15 protein-coding genes and 1 tRNA gene are annotated in these 14,459 nt (G+C 35.9%); 3 read left to right on the top strand and 13 right to left on the bottom strand.

The window, feature by feature from the left end; translation table 11 throughout:
* Positions 1-8: 8 nt before the first annotated feature.
* The 10 genes from ftsZ to bshC all read right to left on the bottom strand — a co-directional run bounded on the left by ftsZ (position 9) and on the right by bshC (position 12,189).
* On the bottom strand, positions 9-1,166 hold the full coding sequence (gene ftsZ, locus MUA88_RS04205; protein WP_262604870.1) for a cell division protein FtsZ: 1,158 nt from the start codon (positions 1,164-1,166) through the stop codon (positions 9-11).
* Between the two features lie 29 nt (positions 1,167-1,195).
* Entirely contained in the window at positions 1,196-2,590 is a 1,395-nt protein-coding gene (ftsA, locus tag MUA88_RS04200) for a cell division protein FtsA (RefSeq protein ID WP_262604869.1), read from the bottom strand.
* A gap of 365 nt (positions 2,591-2,955) precedes the next feature.
* Positions 2,956-3,840, bottom strand: coding sequence for a cell division protein FtsQ/DivIB (locus MUA88_RS04195; protein ID WP_262604868.1), 885 nt, complete (start codon positions 3,838-3,840; stop codon positions 2,956-2,958).
* A 13-nt stretch (positions 3,841-3,853) separates the two neighbouring features.
* Positions 3,854-5,203 (bottom strand): UDP-N-acetylmuramoyl-L-alanine--D-glutamate ligase, encoded by a 1,350-nt coding sequence (gene murD / locus MUA88_RS04190; protein WP_262604867.1) that lies wholly within the window; start codon positions 5,201-5,203, stop codon positions 3,854-3,856.
* Positions 5,204-6,169 (bottom strand): phospho-N-acetylmuramoyl-pentapeptide-transferase, encoded by a 966-nt coding sequence (mraY, locus tag MUA88_RS04185; protein ID WP_262605848.1) that lies wholly within the window; start codon positions 6,167-6,169, stop codon positions 5,204-5,206.
* Positions 6,170-6,503: 334 nt separating this feature from the next.
* Complete coding sequence (locus tag MUA88_RS04180; protein ID WP_262604865.1) at positions 6,504-8,654, bottom strand: penicillin-binding protein; 2,151 nt, start codon at positions 8,652-8,654, stop codon at positions 6,504-6,506.
* Positions 8,635-9,033 (bottom strand): cell division protein FtsL, encoded by a 399-nt coding sequence (gene ftsL / locus MUA88_RS04175; RefSeq protein WP_262605847.1) that lies wholly within the window; start codon positions 9,031-9,033, stop codon positions 8,635-8,637. Before ftsL ends, MUA88_RS04180 begins: the two co-directional genes overlap by 20 nt.
* 12 nt (positions 9,034-9,045) lie before the next feature.
* Positions 9,046-9,981 carry a 16S rRNA (cytosine(1402)-N(4))-methyltransferase RsmH gene (gene rsmH, locus MUA88_RS04170; RefSeq protein WP_262604863.1) on the bottom strand — a complete coding sequence of 312 codons (936 nt, stop codon included), beginning with the start codon at positions 9,979-9,981 and terminating at the stop codon, positions 9,046-9,048.
* A gap of 18 nt (positions 9,982-9,999) precedes the next feature.
* Positions 10,000-10,431, bottom strand: coding sequence for a division/cell wall cluster transcriptional repressor MraZ (gene mraZ / locus MUA88_RS04165; protein WP_262604862.1), 432 nt, complete (start codon positions 10,429-10,431; stop codon positions 10,000-10,002).
* Positions 10,432-10,575: 144 nt separating this feature from the next.
* On the bottom strand, positions 10,576-12,189 hold the full coding sequence (gene bshC / locus MUA88_RS04160) for a bacillithiol biosynthesis cysteine-adding enzyme BshC (protein ID WP_262604861.1): 1,614 nt from the start codon (positions 12,187-12,189) through the stop codon (positions 10,576-10,578).
* 131 nt (positions 12,190-12,320) lie between these two features.
* Here bshC and MUA88_RS04155 point away from each other — a divergent pair, with 131 nt between their 5' ends.
* On the top strand, positions 12,321-12,773 hold the full coding sequence (locus tag MUA88_RS04155) for an N-acetyltransferase (protein WP_262605846.1): 453 nt from the start codon (positions 12,321-12,323) through the stop codon (positions 12,771-12,773).
* 259 nt (positions 12,774-13,032) lie between these two features.
* Here the strand turns inward: MUA88_RS04155 and MUA88_RS04150 are convergent, their stop codons facing one another.
* Positions 13,033-13,164, bottom strand: a complete 132-nt coding sequence (locus tag MUA88_RS04150; protein ID WP_262605845.1) for a beta-class phenol-soluble modulin — start codon at positions 13,162-13,164, stop codon at positions 13,033-13,035.
* A 376-nt stretch (positions 13,165-13,540) separates the two neighbouring features.
* Here MUA88_RS04150 and MUA88_RS10940 point away from each other — a divergent pair, with 376 nt between their 5' ends.
* Together MUA88_RS10940 and MUA88_RS04145 are read left to right on the top strand one after the other, a co-directional pair.
* The gene (locus MUA88_RS10940; RefSeq protein ID WP_106904272.1) at positions 13,541-13,612 is read left to right on the top strand and encodes an alpha-1/alpha-2 family phenol-soluble modulin; all 72 of its coding nucleotides are present in this window, start codon (positions 13,541-13,543) and stop codon (positions 13,610-13,612) included.
* 211 nt (positions 13,613-13,823) lie between these two features.
* A tRNA-Arg gene (locus MUA88_RS04145) sits at positions 13,824-13,897 on the top strand.
* A gap of 169 nt (positions 13,898-14,066) precedes the next feature.
* On the opposite strand, the gene MUA88_RS04140 is transcribed toward MUA88_RS04145, so the two are convergent.
* On the bottom strand, positions 14,067-14,255 hold the full coding sequence (locus MUA88_RS04140; protein WP_262605844.1) for a hypothetical protein: 189 nt from the start codon (positions 14,253-14,255) through the stop codon (positions 14,067-14,069).
* Positions 14,248-14,364, bottom strand: coding sequence for a hypothetical protein (locus tag MUA88_RS10915; protein WP_346014880.1), 117 nt, complete (start codon positions 14,362-14,364; stop codon positions 14,248-14,250). The genes MUA88_RS04140 and MUA88_RS10915 overlap by 8 nt, the downstream gene beginning before the upstream one ends.
* Between the last annotated feature and the right edge of the window lie 95 nt (positions 14,365-14,459).

Here is a 14,459-nt window from a genome sequence, read left to right as displayed (position 1 = left end):
GTCAAAGTTTAGCGACGTGTTCTTCTTGAGCGTCGTTCTTCTCTGTTACGGATAAAACTTGGAATATCATCTTCAGCTGTGCTATGTGCACGTGAAGAATCAGCTTCTTTGTCCGCTACACTACCGCCACCAAAGCTAGACTCTTTAGAAGTTGTTTGTGTTGCGCTTGCACCGAAACCTGAATGTCCTTGCTTACGCGCTTGAGATGATGGTTTATCTTCAAAACCTGTCGCAATAACAGTAACCACAATTTCATCTTGTAATTCTGGGTTGATGACAGTACCGAAAATCATGTTCACATCTTCATCAGCTGCATCTTGTACGATATCCGCCGCTTCTTGTGCTTCGAATAATGAAAGTGATTCTCCACCTGTGATATTCATAAGCACACCTTGTGCACCAACGATTGATGTTTCAAGTAACGGTGATGAAATGGCTTTTTTCGCTGCTTCTACTGCACGGTTTTCACCTGAAGATACACCGATACCCATTAAGGCAGAACCTTGGTTAGACATAATTGTTTTAACGTCTGCAAAGTCTAAGTTTACTTCACCAGATACAGCGATCAAGTCTGAAATACCTTGAACACCTTGGCGTAATACATTATCCGCTTCTTTGAATGCTTCCATCATTGGTGTAGACTTATCAACGATATCTAATAAGCGGTCGTTAGGAATAACGATTAATGTATCAACTGCTGCTTTCATAGATTCAACACCAGCAGCTGCTTGTGTTTGACGTTTACGTCCTTCAAAGCTAAATGGACGTGTTACAACACCAACTGTTAAGGCACCCATTTCTTTTGCAATTTTGGCTACAACTGGTGCTGCACCTGTACCAGTACCGCCACCCATACCAGCAGTAACGAATACCATATCTGCACCTTGGATTGCATCTTCAATTTGTTCACGTGATTCTTCTGCAGCTTTTTTACCGATTTCTGGGTTTGCACCTGCACCTAATCCACGTGTTAATTTTTCACCGATTTGGATTTTTGACTCAGCTTTAGATAAGTTTAAAGCTTGGCCGTCTGTATTAATTGCAATAAATTCAACATTGTTCATACCGTGATCGATCATACGGTTAACAGCGTTGTTACCGCCACCACCGACACCGATAACTTTAAGTGTCGCCAAATGATTAAACCCTTGTTCAAATTCTAACATTTAATTTTCCTCCTAATCTTTGTAGCCAATCAATCAAACAGAGATTTCATAATTTTTTTGAATTTACTTTCTTCTTGTTTTGGTTCACCGTTTTCAGCGTCTGTGTGTTCAACATATGTGTCTCCACTCGCATCTTCTTCAATCACTTCAGAAGATTGTTCATGAGGTTGCTTTTTCGGTTTTCTCTTAAAGAATGATTCAAATCCACCTGATTTTGTTTCTTGTGATTTTACATCATTTTCAATAACTTCTTCTTCAACTTCCTCGTTATCATGATTACTAATTGTAACATAATCTAATAACTCATCAAAAGCAATACTGCTAGAAATTGTTGAAATTGCTGAAGAAAATTCTGGTTTACGCACACCCATTTGTGATGGTGTGTGAATACGCACTTTTTCGCTCACCATATCTTGTAAAAGTTCTTTAACACCTAGTAAGTTTGCTGAACCACCTGTTACAACAAAACCACCATTTACTTTCGTTAAGTCAAGTGCTTCTAAAATGTCAAAGACTTCAAAGAAAATATCCTCAACACGTGCTTCGATCACGTCACTCAATTCTTTTTGTGTATACTGAGCAACTTCTTCTGAATCAAGTTGCTCTACGGTAAACACATCTTGATCTGACGCTGAATCATAAAAAGCATGACCATACTGTTGTTTAATCTTTTCAGCTGATTCGTATGTTGTATTTAAAAATTGTGCAATGTCATCTGTAATGTGACGTCCAGCCATTAGAACCACGTCGGCATCTACTAACTCGCCACACTCATAGTATGCGATTTGTGTTAAATCTTCACCAATATCGATGACGCATGCGCCTAATTCTCTTTCAGTTGGTGTCAAAATAGAACGATAATTGTATGAATCAGAATATACGTCTAATACATCAACACCACTAGATTCTACACATTTGATCATGTTAATAAGTACAGATTTGCGAATTGCAATCACACCTGCATCCACTTGTAATGAATGACGTGCAACCAGTTCTTTTGGATCTGTTACTTCATTATCTTCATCAACAATGAATCGAATTGGGAAGACATTCACAACTTCTGTGTCTGGGGCATCGTTTTTATTACGGATGCCTTCAAGAACTGTTTCGATATGTGTTCCTTCAATTTCAGTGTCTTCATGGAACTCAATTCTGTTTGTTTCATCATACACTTCTGTTCCAACAATCGGTAATTTCAAGAATACTTCTTTAATATCTATTCCCGAAGCGATAGAAGCTTTTTTAATTGTGTCTCTAATAGCTTGTTTTGCGACATCAAAGTCATCAATCAAGCCATTTTTTATTCCACTCGTATAGGTTTGCCCTGTACCTATCACGTTAATTCCGTTATGAAATTTTTCACCAACAATCGCTTTCACGCTTGATGAGCCAATATCTACACTCACATAATAATGCTCTTCCATAGATAGGCACCTCCTGACAGTTGTTTACATATTTACACTATTATAAGTTTACAATAACACTCTACTAATGTGAACTATAAACCTATTGAAATTCTAACTTTTTTAAACTAATTTAATATACTAAAATCATAGCCACTCATCTAGGGAGAAATGTCATTGAATCGTGATTTGATAATGTGATGTCGCTATTTCAACCTCTATACCACTCTTATCCTCATTCTATCATCCCCTTTTTTTAAAAGTATTATAGATACGGATATAATAAAGCGCCGAAACAACATACAATACTCACTAATGATGCTGTCTCAAGCGCTACGAAATAACTTGAGTTATCTTAAATGATGGGTGTTTTAATCAATTCACGTTTAATTCTCATCTTGCTCATGTTCTTTGATTTTATTTAACGCTTTTTGAAGTTCATTTTTGGCTTCATCTTCTAACTCGGTCTTATTGACGACTTGTTGTGAACTTGCCGATTCGTCATCTCCATTTGCATCACTGCCATATGGAATAAACGTTGCACCAACTGACAAATCAATATAACCAGATTGCTTTAATTGACCAGATTCATCTTTTTCTAACGCATGTGACATACTTGGATAATATTTAAGCTTTCGTGCAATTGTTTTTGTATTTCCCAATACTTCAATACCATCACGCATATAAAGACGAATCAGGTGGGGTTGATTCTTTTTAGGTTCATAGACAATTTCTGAGATTTGTGTACGAGTTGTACGGTCCATTTTTTCTAGCGCTTCAACTAACTTCTGTTTTTCCGTCCTTTTAAAGCCTTTTAAATAAGGTGCCTCGTTTGGTAAGGTTTCTTCAAAATTTTTAAGGATACGCCCATTTTCAATAACCGGTACGTCATTCCCTTTCACTGTCATGATACCTACAACTTTATGTTCAGTAATATTCACTTGCAACGTATTAAAAAGCCCTTTATTAATATCTACTTGTTTAATCAATGGGTGTTTTACAATACGTCTTTCTGCTTCATCACTGTCGTAAGAATAGACCCTCGTCTCATTGTTAATCTTTAAATCTTTTTTTATTTTATCAGTTGCAACATAATGGTTCCCTTCTACGTTCACACTTTTTACAATGCTGATAGGTGTATACATATATAACAGAATAGCCACAACTATAAGCAAAAGACCTAATACAATACTAAGCTGTATACGACGACGCTTTTTCAATTCGCGCATCCGCTTTTCTTTAAGAAATGTTTGATCAATCTTTTCAGTCATTCATTCCACATCCTTAATGTGATGGCAATTGATTGCGAAAAGCCTCAGTGAACATTTCACCGCGTTGTTCAAATGTATCATATTGATCCCAACTTGCACATGCTGGTGAAAGTAGAACGACATCATTCGGTTCAATAACTTCTTGAATTTTCTCAACAGCATCAACAACATCAATTGCACGAATTACTAACTTCCCTTGGCTCTCCCCTAGTTTAACAAACTTATCTTGTGTCTCACCAAAGGCAACCATGACACGTACGTTATTCATATAAGGAATGAGGTCATCGAATCCATTTCCTCGATCCAATCCACCACATAACCAAATGATTGGTTGTGTAAATGATTTTAATGCAAATTGTGTTGCTAACGTATTTGTTGCTTTAGAGTCGTTATAATATTTATTTGTTTTATTATTTCCAATGTATTGGAGACGATGTGCAATTCCTGAGAAAGTTGTCAATGATTGAATAATTGCACCTACAGATACACCAGCTAAAATCGCTGCCAATGTAGCTGCTAAAATATTTTCTAAGTTGTGCTTCCCTGGTAGCACAATATCATCTAAATGAATTAAATGAATCCCTTTGTATACAATATAATCATTTTCTACATAGATACCATCAACGGGTTGTTCTGTAGAGAAATATAAAATTTTAGACTTAATTTCAGCTGGATTAATCAAATGACGTTGCTGATAATTAAAGATTAAATAGTCGCTACCCGTTTGATTTCTAAAAATTTGTCTTTTAGCATCTTGATATTCTTCCAATGATCCATGATAGTCAATATGTGCTTCATAGATATTCGTAATAATCGCGATATGCGGACGATAATGTTCAATACCTAGAAGTTGGAAAGATGACAATTCCGTAATCAAATACTCATCAGCACGCACATCCTGAGCAACTTTAGAAGCAACATAGCCAATGTTACCTGCTAAATGACCCACCTCACGACTTTTGTTAAACATGTCCCCAAGAAGTGATGTCACGGTTGTTTTACCATTTGTACCTGTAATACCAATGATCGGCGCTTCAGAAATTAAATAACTTAATTCAACTTCTGTAAGAATTTTTAAACCACGTGCTTGGGCTTCTTGCAATAGAGGGACACTGTATGGAATACCCGGGTTTTTCACAATAATAGGATTTTCGTCTAATAGAGCAAGGGGATGAGAACCACTTACCACATTAATACCTAATGCTTCCAAATCTTTTGCATGTGGGTCTTGGGATAAATCTTTACCGTCATTAATTGTTACATCTGCACCAAGACGATGTAAAAGTTTACCCACTTCATAACCACTTTTCGCCATACCAAGTACAAGTACTTTTTTGCCTTTTAACCCTGTATAGTTAATCAATTAGCTCACTCCAATCCATAATCCGATGAGACCTGTAATTAAACCAACTGTCCAAAATACTGTTACGACTTTCCATTCGCTCCATCCTTCAAGTTCGAAGTGATGGTGTAATGGACTCATTTTAAATACGCGTTTGCCTGTTAACTTGAAAGAAGTAACTTGAATCATAACAGACAATGTTTCTAATACAAATACAAGACCAATAAATAACAATGATAGTTCCTGATTTAGCATAATTGAAATCGTTGCGAAAATACCACCTAACGCTAAGCTACCTGTATCACCCATAAACACTTTCGCTGGGTTAATGTTATATGGTAGGAAGCCTGCAAGTGCAGCAACCATAATGATACAGAATAAGCCGATTGCTGGTTGTTCCAGCACGAAACTCATAATTGCATACATTGTAAAACCAATAATTGATAAACCTGTTGCTAAACCATCTAAGCCATCTGTTAAGTTCACAGCATTTGAAAACCCAACTTGCCAAAAGACAATGAACAGTACATAAGCATAAGATAATGGGATTGCTGCTTCAGTAAATGGTAAGTTGATATCTGTTGAGAATTCAACACCATTAAATCCTTTTGCAACAATAAAGAAAATCACTGCAATTACAATTTGTGCTAGAAACTTTTGCTTACTTGTTAAACCTTGGTTATTTTTCTTAACAACAATAATGTAGTCATCAATAAATCCAATAAGACCAAATCCAATCGTCACAAAAAGTAACAATAATAACGGACTTGCTTGATCAACAAAGATACTTGCGATGATTGTAGTTACAATTGCACCAATTAAGAAAGTTAGCCCTCCCATAGTTGGTGTTCCTGTTTTTTTCATGTGACTCTGTGGTCCTTCTTCTCGAATACTTTGACCAAACTTCATTCTTTTTAATGTCGGAATTAAAATCGGCACTAAAACTGCTGTGATTACAAATGCGATAATTGCGCTAATAATAGCCATAATAAACTCCTTTTTGATTCGTATATTTTGATGCTAATTTCCAGAGAGTGGACAAAATTCCATAGAACTTTAACAGCGTTGCGAACAAATCTGCCTTTGAAACATCATTAAAAATATGAAATTGTTAGAGGCGTATTTAAAATTTAAGAGCGTTAGGTCAATCAGAAAATTATTTTTGACGCTATCGAAAGACTTTCTCCTAATACACTGACATTCTGTTTAAGACTGATTATATTAATAGACTTTAAAGATACAGACAAAGTGATACCAACAAGATGTCACGTCTATTTAGACAACACGATCTCATTGGCAACCACTAAAATACACATCTCTTTTAAGATTCCTCTTGTGAAGACATTTCAACTTCTATTTTTGTATTTTTATCAATTGGCGATTGCACACCAACTGTTTGTGAAGTGACAAAGCCACTGCCTTTCACTTTCACTTTTATACCTGTTAGAGATTCAAATGCAATGATGTCATCTCGTGTCCAACCAGTCATATCCGGCATTGTTAAATCTCCATCTGTTAATAACATTACGTTACTATTTGGAAGCAATCTTGTATTTGATGTCGGGCTTTGACTTACAATTTTTTCGCCTTGTCCAACGATGATTGCATTCATCGACTTATCTTCCAATGCTTGTTCTGCTTTTTCAACAGTTTTCCCAGATACATCTGGCACTTTTTCAATGGATATTTTCTCATTAATACCCTCTTCACCCACATTTAAATATTGCAATGTGTTTTTCATGATTGGTACAAATGCTTTACTTACACCCATTTCATAAGCTTCCTGGTCATTCTTCTGAGCCAAACTCATCCCTGCATATACAATAACGCGAGGATTTTTACTCGGGGCATGTCCCATAAAGCTTACAAAGTATGGGTTAGGACCTTGTACATATCCACCATTTTCAGGGTCAGCTACTTGTGCAGTTCCCGTTTTACCTCCAACACGATAGCCATCAACTTGATAATGTGATGCGTGGCTCTCTTTACTGTTCACCACTTTATCTAGTTCATTTACCACTTTCTTGGCTGTTTTTGGTGTTATTGGTTTTCCTGTCACTTCTCTTTTACCCTCTACAAAGGTTTCATCTGTGACTGGATTCATAACTGATGAAATAAAGTATGGGCACACCATTTCCCCTTTATTAAAGAATGCTGACTGTGCTTGCAACATTTGTGCAGGCGTTACAGTCGTCGATTGACCGAATGCACTTGTTTTTTGCATTAATTCATTTTCCCATGCAATATTACCACTTTGTTCACTTTCAAATAAACTGCCAGTCGACTTACCAAAGCCAAACTTTTCATACCATGACTGCATCTTACTTGCACCCACAAGGTCTTGGAGTTTCATCATCAATGTATTAGATGAATACGTAAACCCGAGGCTCATCGGAATTTCTCCCCAACCTTTTTTATTCCAGTCATAAATACGTGACCCTTCAATATCTCGATATCCTGATTCATATTTTTCTTTAGGTTTAAACTTACCTTCTTGTATCGCCGCGGCAAGGCCAAACGATTTGAATGTCGAACCAGGCTCATACAAGTTTTGATACATATCATTCGCCCATTTTTCTCCAAAGTCTTCTCCTGTTTCTGGATTAAATGTAGGTCGTTGGCTATATGCCAGTACTTCTCCTGTTTTTGCATCCATCACGATTGCAAATAAGTCTTTCGGTTTATAATGTTCTACCATTTTATCTAATGCTTCCTCTACAAACACTTGTATATTGGAATCGATTGTTAGGTGGACATCGTCGCCTCGTTTTGGCGCTACTTCATTTTTTGAATTTGGAATGATGTATCCCCAAATATCTTTAGTATATGAAGCATGACCTTTTTCTCCTGATAAATAACTATCAAAGATCTTTTCAACACCAAGAGCCCCTTTTAATTCGCCAGTATCAGGGTCTTTTTGTGCCATACCCACTAAATGAGATGCAAATTTACCATTAGGATAGAATCTTTGCACTTCAGGATACATTGTAATCCCTGGTAATTTCATATTTTCGATTTTTTCCTTATCATGATAAGTTAAATTTTGACCAGCTTTCCCAAATTCTACTTGGAATGCCTTTTTCATTTTCAATCGTTTTTCAATATCTTTTTCTGACATATCAATCACTTTAGCAAGTTGCTTTGCTGTCTTCTTCTTATCGACAACATGCCTTGGTTCTTTAGACTCCTCACTCGCCCGCTTATCGATAACTGCCGCTAAACGAAAACGGTCTACATCTTCGGCGAGAACTTTACCATGACGATCATATATTTTCCCACGTTCAGCAGATTGATCTAATTGTGCTAAATATTTTTGGTTGGCTCGCATAATCAAATCCTCACCCGAGGAATGACCGGAAATCATTATAAATCCGTATCTCAAAACCAATGAAAAAAAGAGCAGCCCGAGTACACCTGTCAGGAGGACTGCTCCTAGTTTGTTCTTTTTGATTTTAATTTTTCGTTTCGCCATTGTTACGCACTACCTTTACATTCTCATTCTGTAGACTCATGCCTTGCTTTTGAGCTTTGTTATAGATGCGTTCATATGAAGCATTTTTCATCGTTTCAGATTTCAATGCGCTATTTTGACTTGATTGTTGTTCAATTTTTTGATCTAAATCTGCAATTTTACCCCTTGTATCATAGGCGTCCATTTTAAGAGACAACATAAAGATACTAATTGCAGCAATTAATGCAATCATAGATATGTATAGCAGTTTTTCAAATCGTGTAAATTTGACTACTACTTGCTTTTTTATTGTTTTTTTCTCAGGAGTCGATATTTTAGGTTCATTTTGCGGGTCTGCTACGTGCTGGTGATACGGTTCATATATTTTTTCTACAGCCATAAATAATCTCCTTTATTTTAGTATTTCTGCAACGCGTAGTTTTGCACTTCTTGCTCGATTGTTATCTGACAAGTCAGAATCAGTTGCGACGATTGGTTTACGATTCACACGTTTTAACTTAGGTGTATATTCTTCAGGAATGACAGGCAACCCTCTTGGTACTTCTGGACCTTTTTCATATTCTTGGAACATTTGTTTACATAAACGATCTTCTAAAGAATGGAAAGTAATGACAGAAATACGTCCACCCACTTTCACACATTCAATCGCTTGTTCCAGGCTGTCTTCAAATGCTGCCAGCTCGTCATTTACTGCAATACGAATTGCTTGGAATACACGTTTAGCAGGATGTCCGCCTTTACGTCGTGCTTTAGCAGGAATCCCCTCTTTAATACATTCAACAAGCTCTAATGTCGTCGTGATAGGTTGTGCTTCACGTCTCGCCTCAATTTTTCGGGCGATTTGTTTTGAAAACTTTTCTTCTCCATAACGGAAAAAGATTTTAACCAAGTCTTCGTACGACCAATCATTTACAACTTCATATGCTGATAGGTCTTGTGTTTGATCCATTCGCATATCAAGTCTTGCATCATGGTGATAACTAAATCCTCTCTCTGGTATATCCAATTGAGGACTTGAAACACCTAAGTCGTATAAAATACCATCGACTTTTTCAATTTCTAAATCATCTAATATCTGTTGTAAATGTCTAAAATTACTGTGCACAAAAGTGACTTTATGCAAATCATCTTTCAATTTTTCCTGTGCATGTTCTATGGCTGTTGTATCTTGATCAATAGCGATTAAACGCCCTTCATCAGATAGTTGACTCAAAAGGTATTGCGAGTGTCCAGCGCCACCAAGTGTACAGTCAATATAGACACCATCTTCTTTGATATTCAGTTGATCGACTGTTTCTCTTAGTAAAACGCTAATATGATGAAACACGCCATAACCTCCGTTATATTAAAAATCAAAATCTATTAAATCCTCAGCAATTTCTTCAAAATTCTCTTCGGATTCATCATAAAAATCATTCCATGTTGCACGATCCCAAATCTCTATACGATTAGAAACACCTATAACGGTACATTCTTTATCAAGATTGGCATATTCTCGTAACTTTGCTGGAATATTAATTCTTCCTTGTTTGTCTATCTCCACTTCAATGGCTCCTGAAAAGAACATGCGCATAAATTTACGCGCATCACGTTTCGTCATAGGTAAGGTTTTCATCTTGTCTTCTATCGTTTGCCATTCTTCTAGTGTGTAACCAAACAAACATTTATCAAGGCCCCGTGTGATAATGAAACGTTCATTCAAGTCATATCGAAACTTAGACGGAACGATCATTCGCCCTTTTGCATCAAGCTTATTTTCGTATTCGCCCATGAACATTTCTTCTCACCTCACCTTATTTATAATTTACCACATCTCACCACTATCCTCCACCAATTCTGTAAAATTAATAAAATTTTATCTTAAAATCAAAAAAAGAGAGTGAAACGCATATAGCGAATCACCCTCAAAAGGTTGATATATCTATAGTTTGATAATGATTTGATCAAAAGTGTAAGGAAGTGGAGGGAAAGTGGTAGATGCATACACATTTAACCCATTTTCGTTCAAAATTTGTAATGGATTCCATACACGCTCTTGTAAACCACCCATTGGATGAAGTGTTTGTGTTAACACTTCAAAATGACGCATACTAATTTCATTTTCTCTTGCAATATTATTTAAGTAACGTGACTTAAGGTATTCCAATTGATACATTTGAATCTCTTGGTTTTTCTTCACTAAATTTTTATTATCTTCTGTATCAGACATTTCTGCAGTTACTGTTTCATAAAATGCTTGCTGCGTTTCATGCATTTTTTCAATTTGTTCAAGCACTACTTCTGACGCATTCGCACGAATAAAACGGTCTCGTGCCGATTGTGTGCCCGTTTCCATCACTTCTTCTAATGTTAAATCATATTTCTTTAATAATTTTTCAGTATTTGATGTTAAATAAGTCATTCTCATACGTGGTAAAACGATTGGCATTTGAACATCAAATAATTCAAACACACCTTTTAATTCTGCCCAGTATTTAATTTCACTTGGTCCACCTATAAAGGCAACTGTATTAAATAGCCATTCCTCCATTAGAGGTCGTGTGACAACATTATTTGAAAAGCGTTCAGGTGCTTCATCTACAAGTGATAACAATGCCTCTCTTGAATAAGTTTTATCACTCTTACTTAACTTAAATTCCCCATCTACATATGAAAGTAATTGACGTTGATCCTCTTCATGAAGAAAAAGATGGACATTCGTATCCGTTTGAATCATTGCTGTTAGGCCTGCTTCAGTCGTCTGGCTTTGAGCATTACGAAAAGCTTGATCTACTTCTTCATGTCGCTGGATAATTTCTTTCAATAAAGGCATCTCTAAATTTCTCAATGCAGTATCTTGTGCATCTATCAATAAAATACCGCGTTCACCAAAGCACAATTGGATCATTTGTTTAAAAACATCCACCCATGACTCTGACTGTTGTATCATGCGGTCAATTTCATCAAACAATTGCTTTGAATATACTGTTTCAGGCATCGATTCAAAAAATTGCACAAGTGTATCATGTAATGCCTCACGATCTGGAGCATAACGAGAAACGGTTGTTTCAGGTGGTGTCATCGTATGATATTTTACTTTCTTCAACTGACCGATTCGTTGATTCATCACATACGTATGATTCACCTCATCAAAGTCATGGTCTTCCCCTGCAATCCAAAATACCGGTACCACAGGTTCTTTATATTCTGTAGATAATTCATCTGCCTTCGTTACAATTGATAAAATTTTATGAAATGTATAAAGTGGCCCAGTAAATAATCCAGCTTGTTGTCCCCCAACAACAACTTTTGCACCTTCAGATAAAGCAGCAATATTTTCTAATTGCGCCTGTGTCAGTGTTAAGTCTGACATGTATTCACGTACAACATTAGCTACTTCTTTCTCTCGCCCATTACTTTTATATGCCATACGTTGTTTGTAGCTTTCATCTTTATTGGGATCATATGTAAAAAATTGTAGGATGTCCGCATTATGATTCGTGTATTCTTTAATAAATGAATCATTTTCTTTAATCGTGATATTTAAACAATCCATGCTTGTATCTCCTTATACTGTAATCATTACCAGTATAAGGGTTACACGTCTATCTGACAATTTTACGGCTTACTTCAATAACTTTCAGAATTGCGTTATAATAGAAGAAAGTCAACAAAGGGGGTCATCCAATGGCAAAGGTAACGCACCTGGATATTAACTATAAAACTGAAGAATTGTTTGCGGCATTTCGTGAAAATTTTGGAAACAAAGATTTATACTTAGTAGATGAATTACATGGTGAAATGATTGATGCAAGTTCTGACTCACCTTTTTACGGTATTTTTGTCGGTGAGAAACTTGTAGCGCGCATGGCACTCTATCGTAAAGGAGAAGTGGAAGAAACATACTTCCCTGATTACGAAGACTATCTTGTTATATGGAAAGTTAAAGTGCTAAAACCTTATTGGAGGAAAGGATATGGTTCTGATCTTCTAGAATTCGCGAAGTCATTCGGCCATCCGATCAAAGCAATTGCACGTTTTGAATCAAAAGGCTTCTTTGTAAAAAATGGATTTGAAGATTTAGAGGCTAAAAATGATGATGGGCATGACATTCTCGTATGGGCACCAAATAAGAAATAAAAGCGAGAGAGATTGAGACAAAAGCGCAAATTATATAATGTCTCAATCTTTTTTATTAATGACAGAAAAAAAGCTAGAAGCACATCATAAGGTGTGTTCCTAGCTTTCATTTTATGTTCATTTAGAGGAAACTTGCTAAAAAACTTGAAATTCAACAAATCGCACTTATAGATTAAATCACTTATTAATCATACGATTTGACGCTTTTCTTTATACAACTACTTTAGTATTTGTTTCGACAATAGCTCAATAACTTAACTTAGCCGAAGAAACCAGAGATAAGACCAATGCCTTGTGCTAAAATATCAGCAATACCTATTCCCATTGTTACCCAGTCTTGATCTAAACCTGCTTGTACCGTATCTTTAATTGCATTAATAAATTCTGACATAAATATGTACACTCCTTAAATAAGACTATTTCAAAACCAAGTCATCGTAATTGATGACTTCGCTTTGTTAACTACACTATAGCTTATCTTTTACCGTATCGGTCCGATATTCCCTAAGTCGTTATATTTCATTCATAACTGTTAAAAGATAATGTTATTTTAACAGTTACGTTGCCTAACTGTTAATTGCAATAAGTATATTGCTGCATTAATATCAGAACTCATTTCTCTACAACACATAGGCATGCCTAACTGTTAGTAACTCTTGAAAAAAAGACAGCTGCGAAACCATAGTTATGAGTTACGCATTATCTCACTCCTCTACAGTGATGTTCGTTAAACTATCATTAAATCATTCAAAGAGGAGGTCGCTAATATGACTTGGGCGAGTATCATTCTAGGTATTGTAAAATTAATTAAAGGTTTAGTCGACACATTCGCAAAATAAGATATTGATATCATACTGAGACACACTGCAGATGTCTCAGTATTTTTTTGTATTTATACAAGTTTCTATATAATGTTTTGATTAACAGTTTAATTTAAACACCATATATGAATTGTAAAATTTCTGCATATGAGTTAAATGGAAAGAAATTTATTGAGTAATCTGTTGATTTATTGCATGGACTTAGATATAATAAGTTTTGTGTTAAAAAGTCCTGGTAGCTCAGCTGGATAGAGCAATGGCCTTCTAAGCCATCGGTCGGGGGTTCGAATCCCTCCCAGGACGTTACTTATAGAAATTTAAAGACATTTTAATTTTAAGAATCCCGTAAACACGGGGTTCTTCTTTATTTTGTTTAGAATTACATGCCATATCTCACTAATTTTTAGGGACTTTTTAGGGACCCAAACTTGTATAATTAACCCCACCCAAATTAATGAGTGGGGTTTGGTTATTATTCTTCTAGTTGCTTTTGGTAGTTGTATAGTTTTTCGGCAGTTTCTAAAGATATACCGCCAAGTTGTCTAACGCCTCTTCTTAAATCTGATATGCGTGCCTGTGATATACCCGTATCTTTATGAATTTGGTAGCCTGATACATTACTATCTAGTAATTTTTGAATCGTTAATTTAAACTCAGTCATTTCTTCTCACATTCTTTCTTTTTAAAAAGTAAATGTGTGTTTTCCTTCCAACAAACAACAATAATGGTAGGCTTAATACAACTAGTGATAAATACATTTGTACTGTCATGTTTGAAAACCCCCATAAATTATTATATACTTCAAGTGTAGGAGGAGCCAAAAGGCTCCATTAGATTACTTGTCTTGGTTATCTTGTTTGGTCCC

This window comes from Staphylococcus sp. IVB6240, from assembly GCF_025558425.1.
GTDB lineage: Bacteria > Bacillota > Bacilli > Staphylococcales > Staphylococcaceae > Staphylococcus.
Note: the sequence above shows the minus strand (reverse complement) of the source record. Positions and strands in the feature narration are given on the sequence as shown.